This is a genomic window from Pseudoalteromonas sp. HL-AS2 (assembly GCF_031198805.1).
GTDB classification, from domain to species: Bacteria; Pseudomonadota; Gammaproteobacteria; order Enterobacterales; family Alteromonadaceae; genus Pseudoalteromonas; species Pseudoalteromonas nigrifaciens.
The window spans coordinates 741,857-764,579 of sequence record NZ_CP133571.1 but is presented as its reverse complement, the minus strand read 5'-3'; the positions used below and the strand labels follow the sequence as shown (position 1 = coordinate 764,579).

Below are 22,723 nucleotides of genomic sequence, written 5' to 3'. Positions count from 1 at the left end.
AATGTCATGCTTGTTCTAAATTAAACCTTGTAACAACACACAAAGCCCTTGCTTTATGCGCTAAAACGCAAATAATAAAGCAATCTATAATTGGGTAAGAATGAGAGAATGAGCTACATACTAACCACACAATGCGCCGATGATGTAGGGCTAATAGCCAAAATCACCGGGCTTTGCCACCAGCATAATTTAAATATTACACGTAATAATGAATTTGTAGACAAAGACGCTAAACGCTTTTTTATGCGTACAGAGCTCACTGGTGAGCCACAAAGTAACTTTTTACCACTACTACGCGAAATACTACCTGCAGACGCTAAAGTGGCTTTACACAATGGTACAAAAACCAAAGTTGTGTTACTTGCTACTAAAGAAGCACATTGCTTAGGTGGCGTATTATTAAAGCAATTCGAACAAGCGCTAAATATTGAAGTGCAAGCCGTTATAGCAAACTACCCTATTTTAGAGCCGCTTGCTAAAGGGCTTAATGTCCCTTTTCATGTTATCTCTCATGAGGGATTAACGCGCAGCGAGCACGATCAACAAGTAGGCGATTTAATTGCCAGCTATAACCCTGACATTATTGGTTTAGCTAAATATATGCGTATTTTAAGCCCTGAGTTTGTACAACGCTTTGAGGGCAAAATTATTAATATTCATCACTCGTTCTTACCCGCTTTTATTGGTGCAAAACCTTATCATCAAGCATTTGAACGTGGCGTAAAAATCATTGGAGCCACAGCTCACTTTGTCAATAACGAGTTAGACGAAGGGCCTATTATTTTGCAAGATGTTACGCCTGTAACCCACGCAGAAACTGCAAAAATGATGGCCAATATGGGTAAAGATGTAGAAAAAACAGTATTTTGTAAAGCGCTACAACTTGCCTCTGAGCATAAGCTATTTATTAACGGTAATAAAACCGTGGTGTTTTCGTAAAACAAAAATGCCAGCAAATTATGCTGGCATTTTTAAACGATTAAATAATACTTATTGTATTACCCAGGTACTATTAAGGCGTGTAATAAGTGGGTGATCCTGGCCCTACTGGCATACCCAATACAAATACCCATAAATAAAACAAAACAACCCAACCAACAAAAAATATCATACTGTATGGCAACATAGTGGCTACCAGTGTGCCTATACCCATATCTTTTTTGTACTTAGCTGCGACAGCGAGGATCAAGCCAAAATAGCTCATCATTGGCGTTATTAAGTTAGTAACCGAGTCACCTATACGATAAGCCGCCTGAATGGTCTCTGGCGCGTAACCAACTAACATTAGCATAGGTACAAAAATAGGCGCGGTAACAGCCCATTGCGCCGAAGACGACCCTAAGCTTAAGTTAACCAACGCACACATTAATATAAATAATACAAAAACTTCGGGACCAGTTAAGTTTAAAGCTTGCAGTAATGCAGCACCGTTAATTGCTAAAATAGTGCCTAAATTGGTCCATTTAAAAAACGCGACAAATTGTGCAGCAAAAAACACTAGCACAATATACATGCCCATTGAGCTCATACTTTTGCTCATCGCATTAATTACGTCTTTGTCGTTTTTCATGGTGCCAACAACGCGCCCATATACAAAGCCCGGAATACCAAAGGTTACAAAAATAAACACCACTATGCCTTTCAAAAAGGGCGAGTGGGCTACTAATCCGGTTTCGGGATTACGTAAAATGCCATCGGCTGGCACTATGGTCCATGCAAGTAGCAGCGATACAACTAATAACGACACCCCTGCCCACTTTAAACCCGACTTTTCTTTGGCCGTTAACGCGGCAATATTATTTTGTGCAAGATCAGCACTGGCCTCTTCAGGATTATATTTACCTAAACGTGGTTCAACAATTTTTTCAGTAACTAAGGTGCCTAAAATCGCAATTAAAAACACCGACACCATCATAAAATACCAGTTAGCTTCTGCGCCTACTTGGTAAGTTGGGTCGATCATTTGCGCCGCTGGTGTGGTAATGCCTGCCAGTAAGGGATCTATTGTGCCTAATAATAAGTTAGCACTATAACCACCCGACACCCCAGCAAACGCCGCTGCTAAGCCCGCTAATGGATGACGCCCTAAACTATGGAATATCATTGCAGCTAATGGAATAAGTACCACATAGCCCAGCTCAGAGGCGGTATTAGATAAAATAGCGGCAAACACCACCATAAAGGTCACTAACCGCTTTGATGCGCCCATTACCATGCCGCGCATTGCTGCCGACAGCAGTCCTGAGTGCTCAGCAACACTCACACCAAGTAAAGCTACCAGTACCGTGCCCAGTGGTGCAAAGCTGGTAAAGTTAGTTACCAAGCCAGTTACAATACGCTGTAATCCCTCGGCACTAAGTAAGCTCACTACTTCAATAACACCATCGGGTTCGCGCCCAGGCGAGCCCTCAGGTCGAGGATCGATTGCACTTAGGCCAAACCAATCCGCCACTCCACTAAATACAACAATTACGATACAAAATATTGCAAATAAGGTGATGGGATGCGGTAGCATATTGCCTAAAAATTCTACGCCGGCTAAAAAGCGGTTAAACCAGCCTTTATTTGCGCTTTCATTACTACTTTGGGCCTTGGAGTCTAAAGAGTCTGACATACCATGTTCTCTTAATTATAAAATGCCCGTAAGCTAGCATTATTTTTATAGGAGATCATGTAATAAAGGTGAATGGCTTGTGATAATTGCGTATATAAGCGTAAATAAGACTAAAAAAGAGGCTTTGTGCCTCTATTCTATGCATGGTTTTATATTTGCTCTATAGGTGCTAATTGTAGTTTTGCAGCAATTAATACCGCTTGTGTGCGGTTATATACGCCAAGCTTTCTAAATATGGCGGTAATATGCGCTTTTACAGTGGCTTCTGAAATATGTAACTCATACGCTATTTGCTTATTTAGCAAACCTTCGTGCAGGTATTGTAAAACACGGTATTGTTGTGGGGTAAGTGAGGCAACTTGCGCTGCAATTTCTCGGTCTTCGCCTTGAATTTCGGCGACTTTATTTTTTAATTCTGTTGGTAACCAAGTATCGCCTTCGAGTATTTGATTAATTGCATTGGCAATATCATCTGATGATGATGACTTAGGAATAAACCCCATTGCGCCGTAACCCATTACTTTAGATACAATATTAGCGTCTTCACTTCCCGAAACTACCGCAATAGGTAAACTAGGATAGTCTTCTCTAATACGAATAAGGCCGTATAAATCACCATTACCTGGCATGTGTAAATCCAGCAGTAATATATCAAGATCTTCTTGCTCGCTTAACACCTGCAATGTACTGTCAAAATCAGATGATTCAAATACTTCTAAATCGTCAAATTTTACAGTTAGTGCACCCTTTAGTGCTTCACGAAATAACGGATGGTCGTCCGCTATTAAAAACTGACTCATGGTTCACTCCTAATAAATTCGGCTGTGCCCTATCTAGTAGAGCACAGCCGATATACTACGTTTAGAATCAACTTGTAATCAAGCTTTTAACGCGCATTTAACGATTTAATCGATTTTCAATTAACTCATCAACCACAGATGGATCGGCAAGTGTTGATGTATCACCTAGTTGTTCGTGCTCGTTGGCCGCAATTTTACGTAAAATTCGACGCATTATTTTACCAGAACGCGTTTTTGGTAACCCCGGTGACCACTGAATCATATCGGGTGACGCAATTGGGCTTAACTCTTTACGAACCCAGTTACGAATTTCTTTGGTTAACTCATCGCTTACCGTTATACCTTCGTTAGGGGTAATGTAAACATAAATACCTTGGCCTTTAATATCATGCGGATAACCTACTACAGCGGCTTCAGCTACTGCTGGGTGTGCAACCAGTGCGCTTTCTATTTCAGCAGTGCCTAAACGATGCCCCGAAATATTAAGTACATCATCTACGCGACCAGTGATCCAATAATAACCATCTTCGTCACGACGACAGCCATCGCCACAAAAATACACACCTGGGTAGGTAGAAAAGTAAGTTTGTTCAAAACGTTCATGATCGCCATAAATAGTACGTGCTTGCGATGGCCAGCTATCTAAAATAACTAAGTTACCATCAGCTTCACCTTCAAGCGTATTACCCTCAGCGTCAAATATTGCCGGCGCAATACCAAAAAATGGACGCGTTGCAGAGCCTGGTTTTAAATCGGTAGCACCTGGTAATGGGGTGATCATAATGCCACCCGTTTCTGTTTGCCACCAGGTATCAACGATAGGGCAATTTGACTTACCTATTTGTTCGTAATACCAATTCCATGCTTCAGGGTTAATTGGCTCACCAACCGATCCTAAAATTCGTAAACTATTACGATGAGATGACGCTACAGGCTCATCGCCTTTTGCCATTAAGGCACGAATAGCGGTAGGCGCGGTATATAAAATAGTAACACCGTGTTTATCAACAACTTCGCCCATACGCCCTGCGGTTGGGTAAGTAGGTACACCTTCAAATACAACTTGGGTACAACCATTTACCAGCGGACCATAAGCAATATAACTGTGCCCGGTGATCCAACCTACATCGGCGCTACACCAAAAAACATCGTCCTCTTTTACATCAAATATATATTCGTGCGTCATCGATGCATAAACTAAATAACCACCCGTGGTATGTACCACTCCTTTTGGCTGACCTGTTGACCCTGAGGTGTATAAAATAAATAACGGGTCTTCAGCGTTCATTACCTCAGGCTCGCACACAGGCTCTTCGTCTGCTACTAAATCGTGCCACCATATATCATGGTCGTGCCAATCAACATCGCCACCGGTAAGTTGGTGCACAATAACATGCTCTATACTTGTTACAGACTCTTGCAATACAGCTTCGTCAACGTTTGCTTTAAGTGGCACGCAGTTACCAGCACGGCGTCCTTCGTCTGAAGTAATAACCACTTTTGCGCCCGAATCCTTAATACGATCGGCAATCGCAGAGGGTGAAAAACCACCAAATATAACTGAGTGAATAGCACCAATACGTGCACACCCTTGCATTGCATAAATAGCTTGTGGGCTCATTGGCATATAAATAGCGACGCGATCACCTTTTTGTACGCCCAGCTTTTTTAAACCATTAGCAAACTTTGCTACTTCATCATGTAATTTTTGATAAGTAATATGCTCGCTTTGCGATGGGTTATCGCCCTCCCATATAAGCGCTACTTTATTGGCTTTTGTTTTTAAGTGGCGGTCAATACAGTTATACGATGCATTAAGGTAGCCATCTTCATACCACTTAATATTTATGTGGCCTTTATCAAAGGTGGTATTTTTTACTTTAGAATAAGGAGTAAACCAATCAAGGCGCTTACCGTGTTCAGCCCAAAAACTTTGTGGATCATCAATCGAGTGTTTATACATTTTATTATATTTATCGTTATCGACGAGAGCTGTGTTTTTAATATGCGTAGGAACTGGATAGATATTTTTTGACATCTTGGTCTCCATTTAAATTACTTGCCTTAGGCTTTTCTCAAGGATTACTCAGCAATGCGCTATTAAGTATTAGACCTTAGTTGTAAAGCTATTCTAATTACTAATTTGTTGTTTATAATCGCTGCGCTATTTATTACTTTTACATAAATAATACATGATGTTAAATGTAAGTAAATAATCACATTATAATCATTACACCTTAGTCTTATAGACTAATAGATGATTGAGTAAATAGTGTACATATTTAAAAGTGTTTCACCTAAGTATTATAATATTTGCATTAATTAGCTTTAATTTTTATTTAACGAATAAAAAATCTTTAAATTAACTTTTATTCGTAAGTAATACTCACGCTATTAATACACTCTAAATAAAAAGCAATAATCAACACGTAGCCTATAAAGGACGCAACAATGAAATTTACCCCATTAAAAACACTTGCAGCAAGTGCTGTACTATGTGCACTTTCAAGCACAGCTTATGCAGCCACTGCAGCAAAAGTTGGAGATACTGAATTTACTTACGGCGGATACATTAAATTAGATGCTATGTGGAGTGACTATTCTGCAGGCGCACCAGCGGGCACTAATGTGGGTCGTGACTTTTACGTACCGAGCACAGTGACTGTAGGCCCAGACAATAGCTCTGACGCTGTATTTGATATGCATGCCCGTGAATCTCGTTTTAACTTTGGTACAGCCACATTACTTGATAATGGCAAAACCATTAACACCAAAATTGAAATCGACTTTTTAGCTTCTGCTCCTGGTGGTAACGAGCGTGTATCTAACTCTTACGCTCCACGTGTACGTCATGCATTTATTAGCTACGATGGTTGGTTATTTGGCCAAACATGGTCTAACTTTCAAAACGTTGGCGCACTACCTGAAGCACTTGATTTTATAGGCCCAGCAGAGGGCACAGTGTTTGTACGCCAAACTCAAGTTAAATACACTACAGGCGCTTGGTCTTTCTCATTAGAAAACCCAGAAAGCACCATTACTACTGCTGGCGGCGGTATGGCTGTAACCGACGATGCTTCACTTCCTGACTTTACTGCACGTTATACCCATAAAGCTGATTGGGGTAATTTAGTAGTTGCTGCACTTGCCCGTCAACTTACTTATAAAGTAGGTGCTATTGATGCCGATGAAACATCATTTGGTGTTAGTGCATCGGGTATGGTTAAACTAGGCGAAGACAACTTTAAGTTTATGCTTACACAAGGTAAAGGCTTAGGCCGTTATGTTGGTGTTAATGTAGCCCATGGTGCAGTACTCAATGGCGATGATTTAGATGCTATTGATTCAACTTCTGGCTTTGTAGCGTATCAGCATAAGTGGAACAGCCAATGGCGTTCAACTTTCTTATATTCATTTTTCAGTGCTGATAACAACACAGACTTACTCGCCCTTACAGGCGATCCAACTAAATCAAGCCAAAGCTACAGTGCTAACATTTTATACTCACCAGTTAAACGCTTAACTTTTGGTGCTGAGTTTAAGCATGCCGAGCGCGAGCTTGAAAGCGGTAACGATGGCGATATGGACCGTTTACAATTCTCGGTTAAGTATGCATTTTAAGCGTACATAGTTTACTTCCTTGAGCGGCTTTGGCCGCTTTTTTTTGTTAATTAATTTATAAGTCTCATCTGTTTTATCAACTTCATCACTCTTTATTAATCCCGATAGTACAAATTGTTATAAAAACCAATAACGCAATTGCAAATCAATATCATTTAGATTAAGTTAAACGCTTTATTTTTGAACCTTTTGGAAAACCCCATGTCCTCCTCTAAAGTTTTGCTTTTATCTAAACTAAGCCTTATTACCTCTTTAATTTTATCTGCGCATGCATTTGCAAAAAACGATAAAAGCGAGCAGCAAATTGAAAAGATTGCTGTGTATGGTCAACATCATAAAAACTATATTACCGAAGAAGCACAATCGGCAACCAAACTAGGTTTAACCATAAAAGAAACTCCGCAGTCTATTTCAGTTGTTTCTCGCGCTTTAATGGATGATTTTTCACTCGATGATATAAACGCAGTGCTAGAAAGCACGCCGGGTGTAACGGTAGAGCAAATAGAAACCGATCGTACTTATTTTAAAGCCCGTGGCTTTGATATTACAAATTTTCAAGTTAATGGTTTAGGTATTCCACAAAGCTCGGGATCAATTCAAGGCAGCCTTGATACCTCAATTTACGACCGTGTAGAAATAGTTCGTGGCGCGAACGGTTTAATGACAGGTACAGGTAACCCTTCTGCTACTGTAAATATGGTGCTAAAAAAACCAACTTACACAACCCAAGCTAATGCATCTGTTTCGTACGGTTCATGGAATAAAAAACGCTTAGATTTAGATGTATCAACGCCTATTAATGAAGAGCATGCTGTTAGAGCTGTATTTACCAAACAAAAAGCCGACTCATATCTAGATCGCTACGAAACAGATAAAACCGTTATTTATTTAGCCTACGAGGGAAAGTTAACCGATAACACCCTGCTAAGTGTTAACTACGTTAATCAACAAAAAGATGCCGATAGCCCACTTTGGGGTGCACTACCACTTTATTATACCGATGGCACTCCAACAGACTATGACGAATCGACTAGCACCGCGGCTGACTGGTCTTACTGGGATAACACTGCCGAGCAAGTATATGTAACGCTTGAACAAAATTTATCAGCAACATGGGTGGCAAAAGCGCGTTACGCTCATGTTGAAAACGAGCAAGACTCTGAATTATTTTATGTATACGGTACCCCTGATAAAGACACCGAACTTGGCTTAACCGGTTACGCAAGCCGTTATGATTATAGCGATAAGCACGACTTATTTGATCTATATGCGAGTGGTAAATTTGATTTATTTGGCCAAGAGCACGACTTGTCATTGGGTGTGAGCCAAGCAAAAATGGATTACACCGAGCAATCTCTTTACGATTACACTACAGGGAATGGTTTTCCGGCAATGCCGTCACTTAAAACATGGGATGGTGTAATACCACAAGCAACACTTACAGATAGTGTAAATGGTAGCAATATAACTAATGAGCAAAAATCTGCTTATATTTCTACTCGTATCAAATTAAGCGAACCTTTAAGTCTACTAGCTGGTGTGCGTTACACTGATTGGAAAACAACAGGCACAGCTTATGGCGTTGCGCAAACACAAAGTGACTCACAGCTAATACCCTACATTGGCACTGTGTATGACTTTAACGAGTCTTTATCGGCTTATGCAAGCTACACAGAAACATTTGTGCCGCAAAAGGAGCTTGATATAAATGCCAACCAACTTGCACCTATTACAGGTAAAAGTAGCGAACTAGGTGTTAAAGCCCAGTTTTTAGACGAGCAAATTTTTGTAACACTTGCTTACTTTGATACAAAACAAGATGGCCTTGCTATCGCTATACCTAACTCATTACCCGACGATACTCGTTACTACGCAGCGGATGGTATTAACAGTAATGGTTTTGAAGTAGAGCTAAGCGGTAAGTTTACAGATGACTTGAGTGCAAGCATTAGCTTTAGTAATTTAAGCATTGATGGCGATGACACAGTAAAAGATTACACCCCTGAGAATCAACTCAAGGTGGCAGCAATCTATCAAGTTCCTTTCATTGATGGTTTATCGTTTGGTGCAAATTATCGCTGGCAAGATTCAACAAGCCGAGTCCAAGTCCAAGATACTAACAAAATCGCAAGCGTGACTACAAAGCAAGATGCCTACGGATTACTTGATTTAATGGCAACTTATAAATTGAGTGAAAATATAGGCGTTACTTTTAATATTAATAACACCACAGGTGAAAAATACTTACACAGCTTATATTGGGCTCAAGGTTACTATGGTGCACCGCGTAACTACGCTCTATCTGTAAATTGGCAGTTGTAAATTTAAACCAAAAAAAGCGCTAACCATTACTGGTTAGCGCTGCTTTAAAGCTCGGGTCAAATCAAGCTTAAATATTTAATACTGCTTAAAGGTCAGCTTCATCGCCTAACTTATCTTCACCATCGTCTGGTTCAATAGTTGCTTTAAGTAAAAGCATTTCGCGTAACTTGCCTTCAATTTCGTCTGCGATTTCTGGGTTTTCTTTTAAAAACTTAATTGAATTAGACTTACCTTGGCCAACTTTATTACCACAGTAACTGTACCAAGCACCTGCTTTTTCAACAATTTTGTGCTTCACACCTAAGTCAATTAGCTCGCCTTGTTTAGAAATACCTTCACCATACATAATGATAAATTCGGCTTGCTTAAATGGCGGTGCTACTTTGTTTTTAACAATTTTAACCCGGGTTTCGTTACCAACAACCTCGTCGCCTTCTTTTACCGAACCAATACGACGAATATCAATACGTACCGATGCGTAAAACTTAAGTGCGTTACCACCCGTTGTTGTTTCTGGGTTACCAAACATTACACCAATTTTCATACGGATTTGGTTAATGAAAATACATAAGGTGTTCGAGCGTTTAATATTACCTGTTAGCTTACGTAATGCTTGCGACATTAAACGTGCTTGTAAGCCCATGTGCGAATCGCCCATGTCGCCTTCAATTTCAGCTTTTGGTGTAAGTGCTGCAACCGAGTCAATAATAACTACGTCAACCGCGCTTGAGCGTACTAACATGTCACAAATTTCGAGTGCTTGTTCACCAGTATCTGGTTGCGATACAAAAAGCTCATCTATGTTTACACCAAGCTTTTGTGCATAAACTGGATCAAGAGCATGCTCAGCATCAATAAAGGCACATGTTTTGCCTTCTTTTTGTGCTTCAGCGATAACTTGCAAAGTAAGCGTTGTTTTACCAGACGACTCAGGACCATATACTTCTACAATACGCCCCATAGGTAAGCCACCTATGCCTAAGGCAATATCGATACCTAATGAGCCTGTAGATACAGATTCAATGTTTAACGCTTTGTTATCACCCAATTTCATAATTGAGCCTTTACCAAATTGACGTTCAATTTGTGATAAAGCCGCGTCCAACGCTTTTTGTTTGTTATCGTTCATTTTACTCTCCAAATCCAGCTAATGCGACAAGTATACTGTATGAAATCACAGTATCAAGTTAATTTTATTATTTTATCTGCTCTATTATAGTTTTTAAAGAAAATACAATAGCTTGCAGTCTAACCTGTGCTCTATCGCCGGTAAATACTTGTTTAAATACCAGCTGCTTGTCGTTAATGTGTAGTCCAAACCATACTAAGCCTACCGGCTTATCTGGGGTTGCTCCTCCTGGGCCTGCAATACCCGATACAGTAATCGCAATATCGGCATTAGTTGCTGCAATTGCGCCTAAAGCCATCTCACGCACCGTTTGCTCGCTTACCGCCCCATATTGCGTTAATGTGGCGGCACTTACATTTAGTAAATCTTGCTTTGCTTGGTTACTGTAAGTTACAAATGCACGGTCAATATAGGCAGAGCTTCCAGGGGTGTCGGTAAGTGCATAACTTACCCCGCCACCAGTACATGACTCAGCAGTAGTGATCCATAAGCATTTATCCGTTAAAATAGCGCCTAATTGCGCAGCAAGTGTTTTAATCTCTTGATGTAATTCCATATTCAGCCTTTGGGTAAATACATGTCGTTTGATCTTTATGCTCCACACACTATAAAACAACAAACCCCTATGATGCAGCAGTATCTAAAAATAAAATCAGAGCATCGCGATATTTTATTGTTTTATCGGATGGGGGATTTTTATGAACTCTTTTTTGATGACGCAAAACGCGCCGCTCAATTACTCGATATTTCGCAAACTCAGCGCGGTAAAGCCGGTGGCGATCCTATTCCTATGGCCGGTGTACCTTATCATGCCGTAGAAAACTATTTAGCCCGTTTAGTGCAAATGGGCGAATCTGTTGCTATTTGCGAACAAGTAGGCGATCCGGCTACCAGTAAAGGGCCTGTTGATCGCAAAGTGGTGCGTATTGTCACCCCAGGTACTATTTCTGATGAAGCCCTACTGCAAGAGCGCCAAGACAACTTACTTACCAGCGTATGGCAGAGTAAAAATGGTACTTATGGCATTGCATACCTTGATATTAACTCGGGTCGTTTTAACGTTGTAGAAGTTAATACCGACGAGGCATTTACTTCAACTATTCAACGCCTCGCCCCTGCAGAATTACTGTATAGCGAAAGCTTCGAAAATGTTCATTTAATTGAGCACATTAAAGGCGCGCGTCGCCGCCCTGAGTGGGAATTTGATTTAGACACCGCCCAGCATTTATTGTGTGAGCAATTTGGTACAAAAGATTTAGTCGGTTTTGGCGTTGATAAAGCCCACTGCGCCTTAGTTGCCGCAGGTTGTTTAATGCAATACGTTAAAGACACTCAACGTATTGCATTACCCCATATTCGTGCCATTACTCTTGAACACAACGAGCATGCCGTTATTTTAGATGCTGCTACTCGTAAAAATTTAGAGCTGACCGTTAATTTATCAGGTGGATTTGAAAACACGCTAGCGCAAGTACTTGATAAAACAGCAACCCCTATGGGATCTCGTTTACTTAAGCGCCGTATTCATACCCCGGTGCGTAATAAAGACGAGCTAAACTCGCGGTTAAACGCTATTAGCGCAATTTTAGATGTACAGCTTTGTGGTGAGCTACACGAATCATTAAGAGAAATTGGCGACGTAGAACGTGTTATTGCCCGCCTTGCTTTGTGCACTGCTCGTCCTCGCGATTTAACTCGTTTGCGCAGCGCCTTACAAGCACTTGCACCGCTGCATACTTTATTAAACGATGCCAGCGATCCGCGCATTGCCAGCATTATTAAGCAATCGCCTGAGCTACCTGATTTACAAGCGCTATTAGAGCGTGCAGTAATCGAAAACCCGCCGGTACTTATTCGCGACGGTGGTGTAATTGCCCCTGGTTATAACAGCGAGCTTGATGAATGGCGTAACTTAAGCAAAGGCGCAACCGATGTGCTTGATCAGTTAGAGTTACGAGAGCGTGCACGTACAGGGATCAGTACCCTTAAAATTGGTTATAACCGAGTACACGGCTTTTTTATTGAAGTTAGTCGCGCCAATGCGCATTTAGTGCCTGCCGATTATATTCGTCGCCAAACACTTAAAAATAATGAACGCTATATTATTCCTGAGCTAAAAGAGCACGAAGACAAAGTACTTGGCAGCCAGTCAAAAGCATTAGCGCTCGAAAAACAGCTTTACGAAGAGCTATTTAGATTTATTGCGCCGCATATTGAGCAATTACAAATAATGGCAGCCGCCCTTGCCGACTTAGATGTGCTAAATAACTTAGCAGAGCGTGCACTTACACTTAACTACGCTAAGCCGATACTTTGCGATAACGACAACATAAGCATTAAACAAGGTCGTCATCCTGTGGTTGAGCAAGTAATGAAAGAACCCTTTATTGCCAACCCAGTAGAGCTAAATGCACAACGTAAAATGTTAATAATTACCGGTCCAAACATGGGTGGTAAATCAACCTATATGCGCCAAACTGCACTTATAGTGCTAATGGCTCATATTGGCAGTTACGTACCCGCAGACAGCGCTAAAATAGGCAATATTGACCGTATATTTACTCGCATTGGCGCAAGTGACGATCTCGCCTCAGGGCGTTCTACCTTTATGGTAGAAATGACCGAAACCGCCACGATTTTAAATAATGCCACAGCGCAATCTTTGGTATTAATGGATGAAATTGGCCGCGGAACAAGCACTTACGATGGACTCTCGCTTGCGTATGCTACTGCCGATCATTTAGCGTCAAAAATATCAGCAAAAACCTTGTTTGCCACCCACTACTTTGAGCTAACCGAGCTTGCAGAGCAAACGCCTGGGCTGGTAAATGTGCACCTTGATGCCATAGAGCATAACGACACTATTGCCTTTATGCACACGGTACTTGATGGCGCAGCAAGTAAAAGCTTTGGCTTACAAGTTGCTGCACTTGCTGGCGTACCCAAGTCTGTAATAAATCAGGCAAAACAAAAGCTTAAACTACTCGAAAATCACCAAAGTGTCACCGCGCCTAATATTGAGCAGCAAGCATTTACCTTTAATAATCAAGCCCAACAAATTAGCCCTTCTGAAGTAGAATTGCAGTTAACGGCTATCGATCCTGATAATCTATCACCGCGACAAGCTCACGATTTACTCTATAAATTAAAAGCACTTCTTTAATTTACAAACAAAAAAAGCTGAAGAATAAAACCTTCAGCTTTTTTACACATAACATGGTACTTTATTAAAACTTACGCAAAGTGCTCAAATAAACTCTCTGTGCTTAAGCCTTCTTGTTGCAAAATATCTTTTAAACGACGTAATGCTTCTACCTGAATTTGTCTAACGCGTTCACGGGTTAATCCTATTTCACGGCCAACATCTTCAAGCGTTGATGGCTCATAGCCTAATAAACCAAAGCGACGGGCTAACACCTCACGCTGCTTTGGGTTTAGCTCTCCTAACCAGTCAACAATGTGTTTATTCATATCGTTATTTTGTACTTCGCCCTCAGGACCAACATTGTTGTCATCGGCAATAATATCGAGCAAAGCGGTATCGTTTTCGCCGCCGATCGGCATATCAACCGAGGCTATTTTTTCATTCAAGCGCAGCATTTTGGTGACATCTTCAACCGGCTTATCTAAACAAGCTGCTATTTCTTCGGCGGTTGGTTCATGATCTAATTTTTGAGTTAGCTCGCGCGCGGTACGTAAATATACGTTAAGTTCTTTTACTACATGTATTGGCAAGCGAATAGTGCGCGTTTGATTCATAATGGCGCGTTCTATCGTTTGGCGTATCCACCATGTTGCATAAGTAGAAAATCGAAAGCCACGCTCAGGATCAAACTTCTCTACGGCGCGAATTAAGCCTAAGTTACCCTCTTCAATTAAATCAAGTAACGCTAAACCTCGGTTGTTATAACGACGAGCAATTTTTACTACAAGGCGCAAGTTACTTTCAATCATGCGCTTGCGAGACGCTTCGCACCCTTTTAAAGATTTACGAGAAAAAAACACCTCTTCCTCAGCGCTTAACAACGGAGAAAAACCAATTTCACCTAAATAAAGCTGAGTAGCATCTAAATTTTTAGTGACTTCTTCTTTGACAAAAACGTCATCATCCACAGCTTCAAGCAGCGGTGTTGAATCATCATCAACAGCAGTTTCATCTAATTTATTATCTACGAGGGTGTTTTTATCAACTTTTGCTGCATCAGCCATAAGACTTCTCCTGAGCAAGTTATCAATATCTTTAAAAATTAGGGAAGGTACTTAGCAGGATTTACAGCTTGCCCTCGGTAGCGAATTTCAAAACGAAGTGCCGTTACCGCAGATTCTGTATTTCCTATCTCTGCTATTTTCTGTCCAGCCTTAACTTCCTGTTTTTCTTTAACAAGTAGTTTCGAGTTGTGTGCATAAGCACTCAAGTAGTCGTCATTATGTTTTAAAATAATTAAACTACCATAACCTCGAAGCGCATTACCCGCATAAACCACTGTTCCTTGTGCGGCGGCTAAAACGGCAGCCCCTTTTTTATTAGCAATCTGTAAGCCTTTGTAGCCATTTTCCTTGTTCGAAAAGCGTTGTGTTATTTTGCCTTTTGCTGGCCAAAACCACTGCACTTTACTACTCGACAAATGCTTAGAGTTACTAATTTTTTTATTGGCTTGTTTCTGAACATACCCTCGTTGTTTAGGCTTATCAAGCTCTTTCTTTGATTTATTGTTATTTTTTTGTGAAGTTTTTGCGACTTTTTTAATAGGAGGAGTGTATTTTTTTGTCTTTTTGTATTTTTTTGCTATGGCAGAAAAGGAAATACTCTGCCCGGGGAATATTGTGTAAGGTGCTGGTATTGAATTATTTTTTGCTAAGGTTCTAACATCTTGGCCTGCACTAAATGCAATTGAATAAAGTGTATCGCCTTTTTGAACAGTATATTTATCGCCATTAATGTTAATTTTTCTGCCGTAATTATTAACATCATTATTTAAACTACTGACAGGCGCCGGAACATGGCTAGACGAGCAAGCAAAGAGCAAAATACTAATAAATAAAGCAACATAACATTTTATTTGTTTATTCACTGTATTTAGCTCCTTATGTTAATAACATTATTTTATAGTGCTTAACGTAATAAAATGTATGCAACTGCAATTAAAAGCACAACTGCCCATCCAAGCACTTCAATGTATTGACGTAATTTTTGCTCCATTTTAACACCGCCCCACTTCATCAGTGCAGCAACTAAAAAGAACCGAGCGCCTCGCCCTACTGCAGACGCAATTAAAAACGGCAAAAATGCCATTTGTAATACCCCTGCGCCTATAGTAAATACTTTATAAGGAATAGGCGAAAAACCGGCTATAAATACCACCCACACGCCATAGTTTTTAAACCAATCAAGTGCAATATCAAATTTATCTTGCCAGTGCATTTGTACTATAAGTGGCTCAACAACCGGTTCAAATAACCAAAAGCCAAGTAAATAACCTACTATGCCACCAACAACAGACGCTATAGTGGCAAAACTTGCAAACCGCCATGCTTTTTTAGGCTGAGCAAGCGACATTGGTGCCAGCATTACATCAGGAGGGACAGGAAAAAACACAGACTCTGCAAAGCTCATTGCAGCTAAATAACGCTCAGCATGACGGTGCTTAGCCCACACTAGAGCCATATCGTATAACTTAGTAAACAACTTCAAAATGAATTCCTATTCAATATCACCAGCGACTAGCGGTACAAATCTAACCGGCGCAATTACGTGTTCTGTGTAGTTATTGCCATTGCGAATAACCATAGTTAATTTTTGCTCTTGCTCGCCAATTGGGGCAAGTAACACACCACCATCTGCTAATTGAGCTAATAGATCTTGCGGGATTTTAGCCGCGGCTGCGGTGACTATAATGCCGTTAAACGGCGCTTGCGACTCCCAACCTTGCCAGCCATCGCCATGTTTCATTGCCACATTATATAAATCGAGCTGATGTAAACGGCGCTTAGCTTGCCATTGTAATGCTTTAATACGCTCTACTGAGTAAACCTTGGTAAATATTTTAGCCAGTATTGCCGTTTGATAGCCCGATCCAGTGCCTATTTCTAGCACCTTGTCGCGCACACCAGCTAATTGCAGCAGTTCGGTCATACGCGCCACAATATAAGGCTGCGAAATAGTTTGCCCTTGGCCTATTGGTAACGCAGTATTTTGATACGCTTTATGTTGCAGCACGTCACCCACAAATATATGTCGTGGTATTTGTGCAATCGCATCTAGTACTTGCGTATCCTCAACACCTTCACGCTGTAATAGCGCTGATAGCGCCTTGGCGCTGCGGGTATAATTAGCCAGCACGGTTTATCTCCAAATCAGCTAACCACTCCCCTACCGCTTTAATGCTCTCGTTAGCGGTCATATCAACACTCAGTGGGGTAACCGAGGCATAGCCATTATTAATTGCATGAAAATCGGTACCTTCACCTGCATCACTTTCTGTCCCTAAAGATCCGTACCAGTAAATATCTCGACCCCAAGGATCGGTTTGCTTGGTCATGGTTTCGGCTTTATGGCGCGCACCCAAACGCGTTACCTGCACGCCTTTTAATTCGCTTAGAGGAATGTCGGGTACATTAATATTTATAATTTGATCTTTTGGTAGCGGATGCGACGCTAAACCTTTAATAATACTTATAGTTACCGCTGCCGCCGTTTCAAAATGCTCGCCGTGGTGCGAACACAAAGACACCGCAATAGCAGGCAAACCTAAATGGCGTCCTTCGGTTGCTGCAGCTACCGTGCCTGAGTACAAAGTGTCGTCACCTAAATTAGCGCCGTGGTTTATACCTGCGACCACTAAATCGGGCATTTCATCAACAAGCTGGTTAACGCCTAAATGCACACAGTCAGTAGGTGTACCATTAACCGATATAAAGCCATTTTCAAGCTTTGTAGCACGCAGTGGGTTAAGCAAAGTTAACGAGTTACTTGCACCACTGCAGTTACGGTCGGGGGCAACTAAAGTGACTTCGGCAATTTGCATTAATGCTTGATATAACACCGCAATACCTTTAGCGCCTACACCATCGTCGTTACTTAATAGGATCTTCATCTTTGCTGTCCTTTTCTTTTCGCTCGCGTGGGCTTGCGTCTGTGTAATCCACCAGCTCACGTAATAATGCCGTAGCAAAACAGCCTTTTGGTAAACCAAAACTTAACTTCAAAGTGCTTTCATCTATGGTTTCTACGCTAAAATCTTGCGGGATTAAACGCAGCATTCTGCGCTCATTTTTTAGCCCTAACTCGCCTAAACCATCGCACCAAGACTGATAAGGCCCAAGCCATACTTTTTCTTGTTCGGTGAGCCCTTTTTCGCTTTTACCTACCATAGGTGCCGACATCATAATATCGCCAGAGGCTAAGCGGGCAATATTTTCATCGCTAATAGCGTCTTCAAAAAAGGCGTTACTGCCGCTGAGCATAAATACTTCACGGTGCATGGTTTTAGCTAAACCATGCTCCTTTACTCGTAAACTTACGAGTTGATTAAATACATGCGAGCGCGCTGCAGAAATAATAATACCGCGTAATTTTTTATCGCGAATACGCTCACCTGCAAACATTTTTTCAGCCATTACCAGGTTATGACCATCACGGCCAAAGCGTTGCTCGCCAAAATAGTTAGGCACGCCACTGCGTACCGCATTAATACGGCACAAAATATCCAGAGGATCGGTAACATTGCGCAGCGTAATAGTAAATTTATTACCTTTATGACAGCCCGTTCTCAGTTTACGTTCGTGGCGTTGCTGCGATACAACAAACACGCTTTCGCTGTTTAAATCACTAAAATCAATCGGTTTTTTAATGGGTACTTTTACACTAAACCACTGCGAACACACTCCGTGGCGATCTTTCATCCCAGCATAACTTACATCGCGTGGTGATACCCCAGCTCGCTGCGCAATTAACTTTGCTACGTACTGGGTGTTTTCGCCTTTTTTTACTACTTGCAAACATACATGCTCGCCGCTACCGGTAAACTCAATGCCTAAGTCCTCATCTACCATAAAGTCTTCGGCTGTGGTTTTAAAGTCAGCTTTTGATAACGGTGCGCCGTATAAATAATTTAAATCGCTCATGCGTTTGTTTTACTCATTGACTCTTTGTTCATAATTACCACTGCATGGCTCGAAATGCCTTCTTTTCGCCCTTCAAAACCGAGCTTTTCGGTGGTTGTAGCTTTAACATTTATTTGCGATAGTTCGCAGTTTAAATCACTTGCAAGGTTGCTACGCATAGCTTGAATATGAGGCAACATTTTTGGCGCTTGTGCCACTATAGTTACATCTCCATTGCCCAATACATAACCTTGCTCTTTAGCTAAGCTCACCACATGACGCAGTAATATTCGGCTGTCGATATTTTCATATTCACTGGCCGTATCTGGAAAGTGTTTACCAATGTCGCCCATTGCAAGCGCGCCTAAAATAGCATCGCACAGAGCATGTATAGCAACATCGCCGTCGGAGTGCGCTAAAAAACCTTGCGGATAATCAATCTTTTCGCCGCCGATAGTTAATGGGCCAACACCGCCAAATTTATGCACGTCAAAACCATGACCAATTCGTATCATAATGCATTCTCGTTTTGTTGTTTTTGAAGTAAAAAACCAGCCAAGTCTAAATCCTCAGGAGTGGTTATTTTAATATTATCGCTACGCCCTGGTATTAATTTTACTGGCTTGTTAGCCCATTCAATGGCGCTTGCTTCGTCGGTAATAACTGCGCCGCTTGCCAGTGCATTTTGCAGCGCATTTTTAAGATCTTCGTATTTAAAAAACTGCGGAGTAAGGGCTTGCCATAAATCATCTCGGGGTACGGTTTGCTCAGCATAAATATGGCCACGTTTTATAGTGTCTTTTACTTTACTGGCTAAAATCCCGCCTTCATCGGCGCTTATACACTCATTTATAAGTGTATTTATGTCGTCAATAGTAACTAGCGGGCGGGCAGCATCGTGCACAAGTACCCAGTCAGGCGGGTTGGCGGCTAAAAAAAGCAAACTATTTAAAACGGAATCTGCACGCTCTTTACCGCCACAAGTACGCACAATGCGCGCATCAATCACTGGCAATTGTTCAAAGTAAGGATCGTTTTCATTTAGGGCTACAACAATTGTATTAAGCTGCGCTAAAGCAGATAATTTTGTGAGCGTATGCTCTAAAATAGTTTTACCTGCTAATTTAATATACTGTTTAGGTGCATTATGCTGCATTCTGCTACCAACCCCGGCAGCAGGTATAATGGCAGCTATAGTTGGTTTATTTGTCATATTATTGTTGAGCTGGTAAAACACGTATAAATGTTTCGCCCGCTTTAATCATTCCTAATTCGTTACGTGCGCGCTCTTCTATGCCTTCATGGCCAAGCTTTAAATCTTCTATATCGGCGGTTAATACTTTATTGCGTTTAATCAATTTTTCGTTAGTTTGTAAATGAGATGCAACCGCACTTTTTAAACGTGTGTAGTCTTGTACGCCATTATGGCCAAACCACAATCTATACTGCACAAACAGTGCTAAACATAACAAGCCAACCTGAAAAAACCGCATTTAACACTCCTTATTTTAAATTCAAATAAACTTATTTAATTAACCAAGTTACGTTTGTAATCGTTTTACATTGCGCCAATTTATACTTCCTGCCAGTAGCATTTCGCGCAGCGATAAAACCCGTGGCAAACAACGCTTTGAAAACTGCCATTGGTGCCCGCAACACGCCGCGGTTAATGACACTTTACTCGGCGTTAATAATTGCGCGTTTGGCAGCTCAAGTCCCTGCCCCGAAAACGCAAACCAACCTAGCTCATTACAATGCACTTTATTGTCGCTTACTTGGTCTAGGCTGTCTATTCTAACGCGAATTTGCTCATCACTACGCACTAAAATAGGAATTATTAACCCGACTTTGGCATTATGTTGATAAAAAAGTTCATTTGCTTGAATGTTAATCTCTGGTGGGGTCGGTTTTTGCTTTGCAAGCCAAGAGCCATTTTGCGAATCTAGTTTAAAAGGCGAGCTTGTATTAGCAACTAATGTGGCAGCACGTTCAATGTAATAAGGTAGACTTTTTAATTGGCGACGCAGCCTATCGCTATTAGGCTCAGCGACTAAACGCTGAACCTCACGTTGATAAAATGCATTACACAATTGTGCATATAACACTTTTTTTGCATCGGCTTGCCACATTTCAACTTGTTGTGGCGCGCCAACAGGCTCATTTTTTGCTGCCAATTGCCGTACTCAAAAACACTTAGGTAAATGTTTTATAACACAGTACTGCATAATTTTTAAGCGCCGAGTGCTAAATTAAGCGCTTGGCTTTTCACCTAATTTAGCCATGCCCGACTCTAAAAACTGCACTACAGTATTGCGTTTTTTACCTATGAGTAAACTGCCGTCGGCTAAAAACATAAAGTTTTGCCAGTTGCGTCTAAACACATCAAAGGTGGTTTCAATAATATTGTCGCGTGCCATGCAAAAATAAACAGTGGTATTAGCTTGCCAATCTAAGTGCGCTAAAATAGCTTCGGGAAGTTGTTCATCGCCGTTTTCCCATGCGCTTTCCCAGTTTACTTCTTGGCTATAACTTTCATCTTGACCACACCAATCTGTTTTATCAAAAAAATCAGGGTGATCAAACTCACGGCTCACCATAGTTGTCCACAGTACAGCTGCGCGCTCAAGGCTCATAGGTTTAATGTTTGCAGCATCGTCGGCTGAAACAGGCATGTCTTTATGGCGAAAAACCCATGCTTTTTTGTAATCATCTAGCGTAATATAGTTCATAGTATTGGCAAATTAGTTAGCATTAAAAGTGCAGAAACAAATTATACAAGAGATCAAAACATGACTACAGCAATAAAACCAATTTCCCTCAAATCAGGATTATACCAACACTACAAAGGGGCACAGTACAAAGTGCTTTATGTAGCCACTCACAGCGAAACCAGTGAGCAACTGGTAATTTACCAAGCGCTATACGGTGAGTTTGGTATATGGGCACGCCCTTTAGAAATGTTTAGCGAAACAGTTGAAAAAGATGGCAAAACTATTCCTCGGTTTAGCTACCTTGGTGAAGCCGGTTAACTATGGCATGATAGGATTATAAAAACTCATCTGACCTGTGACGAAAAGAAGGTAATAAAGTGCAATTTAATTCAACCGACAATTACATCGCCAGCTCTGCGCTTAAGCAAGCTGTAAACGCGGCTATTATGCTCGAAAAGCCACTTTTAATTAAAGGTGAGCCGGGTACAGGTAAAACCATGCTAGCTGAAGAGCTGGCAAAAAGTTTAGATACCGAACTTATTCAGTGGCACATTAAATCGACCACCAAAGCGCAGCAAGGTTTGTATGAATACGATGCGGTTTCGCGCCTGCGCGACAGCCAGCTGGGCGACGAGCGCGTACACAACATTAGTAACTACATAGTTAAAGGCAAACTGTGGCAAGCATTTACTTACGCCGACCAACACGGTAAACGCCCGGTATTATTAATAGATGAAATAGACAAAGCCGATATTGAGTTTCCAAACGATCTACTGTTAGAGCTCGATAAAATGGAATTTCATGTTTACGAAACCAGCGAGCGAGTAGTAGCAAAAGAGCGCCCTATTGTGATCATCACCTCTAATAACGAAAAAGAGCTGCCCGACGCATTTTTACGCCGCTGCTTTTTTCATTACATTGATTTTCCATCTGCCGATGAAATGCAGCAAATTATTGACGTGCACTACCCTAATGTTAAGCAAGATTTAGTACGCCAAGCACTCGAAGTGTTTTTTAACCTGCGCGACGCAAACGGCCTTAAAAAGAAGCCATCTACCAGCGAATTACTCGACTGGTTAAAGCTACTTATGGCAGAAGACATAGACGCAAAAACACTGCACGACAAAGCTAAAAAAGGCGGTTTAATGCCAATGTTTGGCGCATTACTTAAAAATGAGCAAGACATAAGCCTAATCGAAAAACTCGCGTTTATGAGCCGCTAGGGCCTGTTGACCTTTCAGGATTAAAATTTGTTCTAACTAAGGACGATTTAATCGTGGCGCGAGGTTTGTAACCTAGTGGGCTAAGTAAAAGCCGAGCAACAAAGAGTTAATCGTCCCTAGGACGAACCTTCAGGCAGCGCGTGTTTGGTATTTATGCTGCGTTATCGCCTATTTATGGGGAATAACCACACTACATAGGC

22 protein-coding genes are annotated in these 22,723 nt (G+C 41.3%); 6 read left to right on the top strand and 16 right to left on the bottom strand.

Annotated features, from left to right (window positions below; all coding sequences use genetic code 11):
* Positions 1-108 precede the first annotated feature (108 nt).
* A complete protein-coding gene (purU, locus tag RB215_RS03620; protein ID WP_011327398.1) occupies positions 109-939 on the top strand; it encodes a formyltetrahydrofolate deformylase in 831 nt (276 codons plus the stop codon).
* A gap of 73 nt (positions 940-1,012) precedes the next feature.
* Here the strand turns inward: purU and RB215_RS03615 are convergent, their stop codons facing one another.
* The 3 genes from RB215_RS03615 to acs form a co-directional block, all read right to left on the bottom strand.
* On the bottom strand, positions 1,013-2,614 hold the full coding sequence (locus tag RB215_RS03615) for an AbgT family transporter (protein ID WP_011327397.1): 1,602 nt from the start codon (positions 2,612-2,614) through the stop codon (positions 1,013-1,015).
* Between the two features lie 149 nt (positions 2,615-2,763).
* Entirely contained in the window at positions 2,764-3,414 is a 651-nt protein-coding gene (locus RB215_RS03610; protein WP_011327396.1) for a response regulator transcription factor, read from the bottom strand.
* A 97-nt stretch (positions 3,415-3,511) separates the two neighbouring features.
* Entirely contained in the window at positions 3,512-5,452 is a 1,941-nt protein-coding gene (acs, locus tag RB215_RS03605; protein ID WP_011327395.1) for an acetate--CoA ligase, read from the bottom strand.
* 413 nt (positions 5,453-5,865) lie between these two features.
* Here acs and RB215_RS03600 point away from each other — a divergent pair, with 413 nt between their 5' ends.
* Positions 5,866-7,035, top strand: a complete 1,170-nt coding sequence (locus RB215_RS03600) for a DcaP family trimeric outer membrane transporter (RefSeq protein ID WP_086997396.1) — start codon at positions 5,866-5,868, stop codon at positions 7,033-7,035.
* Positions 7,036-7,236: 201 nt separating this feature from the next.
* Positions 7,237-9,357 (top strand): TonB-dependent siderophore receptor, encoded by a 2,121-nt coding sequence (locus RB215_RS03595; protein WP_309216892.1) that lies wholly within the window; start codon positions 7,237-7,239, stop codon positions 9,355-9,357.
* 85 nt (positions 9,358-9,442) lie between these two features.
* Here RB215_RS03595 and recA read toward each other — a convergent pair whose 3' ends face one another.
* Positions 9,443-10,486 (bottom strand): recombinase RecA, encoded by a 1,044-nt coding sequence (gene recA, locus RB215_RS03590; RefSeq protein WP_011327391.1) that lies wholly within the window; start codon positions 10,484-10,486, stop codon positions 9,443-9,445.
* 67 nt (positions 10,487-10,553) lie between these two features.
* Positions 10,554-11,042, bottom strand: a complete 489-nt coding sequence (locus RB215_RS03585) for a CinA family protein (RefSeq protein ID WP_041454352.1) — start codon at positions 11,040-11,042, stop codon at positions 10,554-10,556.
* A 21-nt stretch (positions 11,043-11,063) separates the two neighbouring features.
* On the opposite strand from RB215_RS03585, the gene mutS reads away from it, so the two are divergent.
* On the top strand, positions 11,064-13,649 hold the full coding sequence (gene mutS / locus RB215_RS03580; RefSeq protein WP_182677747.1) for a DNA mismatch repair protein MutS: 2,586 nt from the start codon (positions 11,064-11,066) through the stop codon (positions 13,647-13,649).
* 71 nt (positions 13,650-13,720) lie between these two features.
* Here mutS and rpoS read toward each other — a convergent pair whose 3' ends face one another.
* The 11 genes from rpoS to RB215_RS03525 all read right to left on the bottom strand — a co-directional run bounded on the left by rpoS (position 13,721) and on the right by RB215_RS03525 (position 21,318).
* Positions 13,721-14,695, bottom strand: coding sequence for an RNA polymerase sigma factor RpoS (gene rpoS, locus RB215_RS03575; protein ID WP_011327388.1), 975 nt, complete (start codon positions 14,693-14,695; stop codon positions 13,721-13,723).
* 38 nt (positions 14,696-14,733) lie between these two features.
* Positions 14,734-15,558: a peptidoglycan DD-metalloendopeptidase family protein gene (locus RB215_RS03570; protein ID WP_011327387.1), complete on the bottom strand. Its 825-nt coding sequence runs from the start codon at positions 15,556-15,558 to the stop codon at positions 14,734-14,736.
* Between the two features lie 41 nt (positions 15,559-15,599).
* Complete coding sequence (locus tag RB215_RS03565) at positions 15,600-16,178, bottom strand: YqaA family protein (protein ID WP_041454351.1); 579 nt, start codon at positions 16,176-16,178, stop codon at positions 15,600-15,602.
* Positions 16,179-16,187: 9 nt separating this feature from the next.
* Entirely contained in the window at positions 16,188-16,826 is a 639-nt protein-coding gene (locus tag RB215_RS03560) for a protein-L-isoaspartate(D-aspartate) O-methyltransferase (RefSeq protein ID WP_011327385.1), read from the bottom strand.
* A complete protein-coding gene (surE, locus tag RB215_RS03555; protein ID WP_011327384.1) occupies positions 16,816-17,580 on the bottom strand; it encodes a 5'/3'-nucleotidase SurE in 765 nt (254 codons plus the stop codon). The genes RB215_RS03560 and surE overlap by 11 nt, the downstream gene beginning before the upstream one ends.
* On the bottom strand, positions 17,561-18,610 hold the full coding sequence (gene truD / locus RB215_RS03550; RefSeq protein ID WP_011327383.1) for a tRNA pseudouridine(13) synthase TruD: 1,050 nt from the start codon (positions 18,608-18,610) through the stop codon (positions 17,561-17,563). Before truD ends, surE begins: the two co-directional genes overlap by 20 nt.
* A complete protein-coding gene (gene ispF / locus RB215_RS03545; RefSeq protein WP_011327382.1) occupies positions 18,607-19,104 on the bottom strand; it encodes a 2-C-methyl-D-erythritol 2,4-cyclodiphosphate synthase in 498 nt (165 codons plus the stop codon). The genes truD and ispF overlap by 4 nt, the downstream gene beginning before the upstream one ends.
* Positions 19,101-19,802: a 2-C-methyl-D-erythritol 4-phosphate cytidylyltransferase gene (gene ispD, locus RB215_RS03540; protein ID WP_041454350.1), complete on the bottom strand. Its 702-nt coding sequence runs from the start codon at positions 19,800-19,802 to the stop codon at positions 19,101-19,103. The genes ispF and ispD overlap by 4 nt, the downstream gene beginning before the upstream one ends.
* 1 nt (position 19,803) lies before the next feature.
* A complete protein-coding gene (ftsB, locus tag RB215_RS03535; RefSeq protein ID WP_011327380.1) occupies positions 19,804-20,082 on the bottom strand; it encodes a cell division protein FtsB in 279 nt (92 codons plus the stop codon).
* A 48-nt stretch (positions 20,083-20,130) separates the two neighbouring features.
* Positions 20,131-20,763: a hypothetical protein gene (locus RB215_RS03530; protein WP_041454349.1), complete on the bottom strand. Its 633-nt coding sequence runs from the start codon at positions 20,761-20,763 to the stop codon at positions 20,131-20,133.
* A 75-nt stretch (positions 20,764-20,838) separates the two neighbouring features.
* Positions 20,839-21,318, bottom strand: coding sequence for a DUF2947 domain-containing protein (locus tag RB215_RS03525; RefSeq protein WP_309216888.1), 480 nt, complete (start codon positions 21,316-21,318; stop codon positions 20,839-20,841).
* 60 nt (positions 21,319-21,378) lie between these two features.
* Here RB215_RS03525 and RB215_RS03520 point away from each other — a divergent pair, with 60 nt between their 5' ends.
* Both RB215_RS03520 and RB215_RS03515 read left to right on the top strand, forming a co-directional pair.
* A complete protein-coding gene (locus RB215_RS03520) occupies positions 21,379-21,618 on the top strand; it encodes a DUF1653 domain-containing protein (protein ID WP_179808076.1) in 240 nt (79 codons plus the stop codon).
* A gap of 59 nt (positions 21,619-21,677) precedes the next feature.
* Positions 21,678-22,523: a MoxR family ATPase gene (locus RB215_RS03515; protein WP_309216887.1), complete on the top strand. Its 846-nt coding sequence runs from the start codon at positions 21,678-21,680 to the stop codon at positions 22,521-22,523.
* Positions 22,524-22,723 lie beyond the last annotated feature (200 nt).

What these genes read in the sequence shown, in the direction of transcription:
- RB215_RS03525 (WP_309216888.1), bottom strand. Translation starts at nt 21,318, where the DNA reads ATGAACTATATTACGCTAGATGATTACAAAAAAGCATGGGTTTTTCGC.
- ftsB (WP_011327380.1), bottom strand. Translation starts at nt 20,082, where the DNA reads ATGCGGTTTTTTCAGGTTGGCTTGTTATGTTTAGCACTGTTTGTGCAG.
- RB215_RS03615 (WP_011327397.1), bottom strand. Translation starts at nt 2,614, where the DNA reads ATGTCAGACTCTTTAGACTCCAAGGCCCAAAGTAGTAATGAAAGCGCA.
- RB215_RS03585 (WP_041454352.1), bottom strand. Translation starts at nt 11,042, where the DNA reads ATGGAATTACATCAAGAGATTAAAACACTTGCTGCGCAATTAGGCGCT.
- RB215_RS03610 (WP_011327396.1), bottom strand. Translation starts at nt 3,414, where the DNA reads ATGAGTCAGTTTTTAATAGCGGACGACCATCCGTTATTTCGTGAAGCA.
- truD (WP_011327383.1), bottom strand. Translation starts at nt 18,610, where the DNA reads ATGAGCGATTTAAATTATTTATACGGCGCACCGTTATCAAAAGCTGAC.
- mutS (WP_182677747.1), top strand. Translation starts at nt 11,064, where the DNA reads ATGTCGTTTGATCTTTATGCTCCACACACTATAAAACAACAAACCCCT.
- RB215_RS03520 (WP_179808076.1), top strand. Translation starts at nt 21,379, where the DNA reads ATGACTACAGCAATAAAACCAATTTCCCTCAAATCAGGATTATACCAA.
- surE (WP_011327384.1), bottom strand. Translation starts at nt 17,580, where the DNA reads ATGAAGATCCTATTAAGTAACGACGATGGTGTAGGCGCTAAAGGTATT.
- purU (WP_011327398.1), top strand. Translation starts at nt 109, where the DNA reads ATGAGCTACATACTAACCACACAATGCGCCGATGATGTAGGGCTAATA.
- recA (WP_011327391.1), bottom strand. Translation starts at nt 10,486, where the DNA reads ATGAACGATAACAAACAAAAAGCGTTGGACGCGGCTTTATCACAAATT.
- ispD (WP_041454350.1), bottom strand. Translation starts at nt 19,802, where the DNA reads ATGACAAATAAACCAACTATAGCTGCCATTATACCTGCTGCCGGGGTT.
- RB215_RS03600 (WP_086997396.1), top strand. Translation starts at nt 5,866, where the DNA reads ATGAAATTTACCCCATTAAAAACACTTGCAGCAAGTGCTGTACTATGT.
- acs (WP_011327395.1), bottom strand. Translation starts at nt 5,452, where the DNA reads ATGTCAAAAAATATCTATCCAGTTCCTACGCATATTAAAAACACAGCT.
- rpoS (WP_011327388.1), bottom strand. Translation starts at nt 14,695, where the DNA reads ATGGCTGATGCAGCAAAAGTTGATAAAAACACCCTCGTAGATAATAAA.
- ispF (WP_011327382.1), bottom strand. Translation starts at nt 19,104, where the DNA reads ATGATACGAATTGGTCATGGTTTTGACGTGCATAAATTTGGCGGTGTT.
- RB215_RS03595 (WP_309216892.1), top strand. Translation starts at nt 7,237, where the DNA reads ATGTCCTCCTCTAAAGTTTTGCTTTTATCTAAACTAAGCCTTATTACC.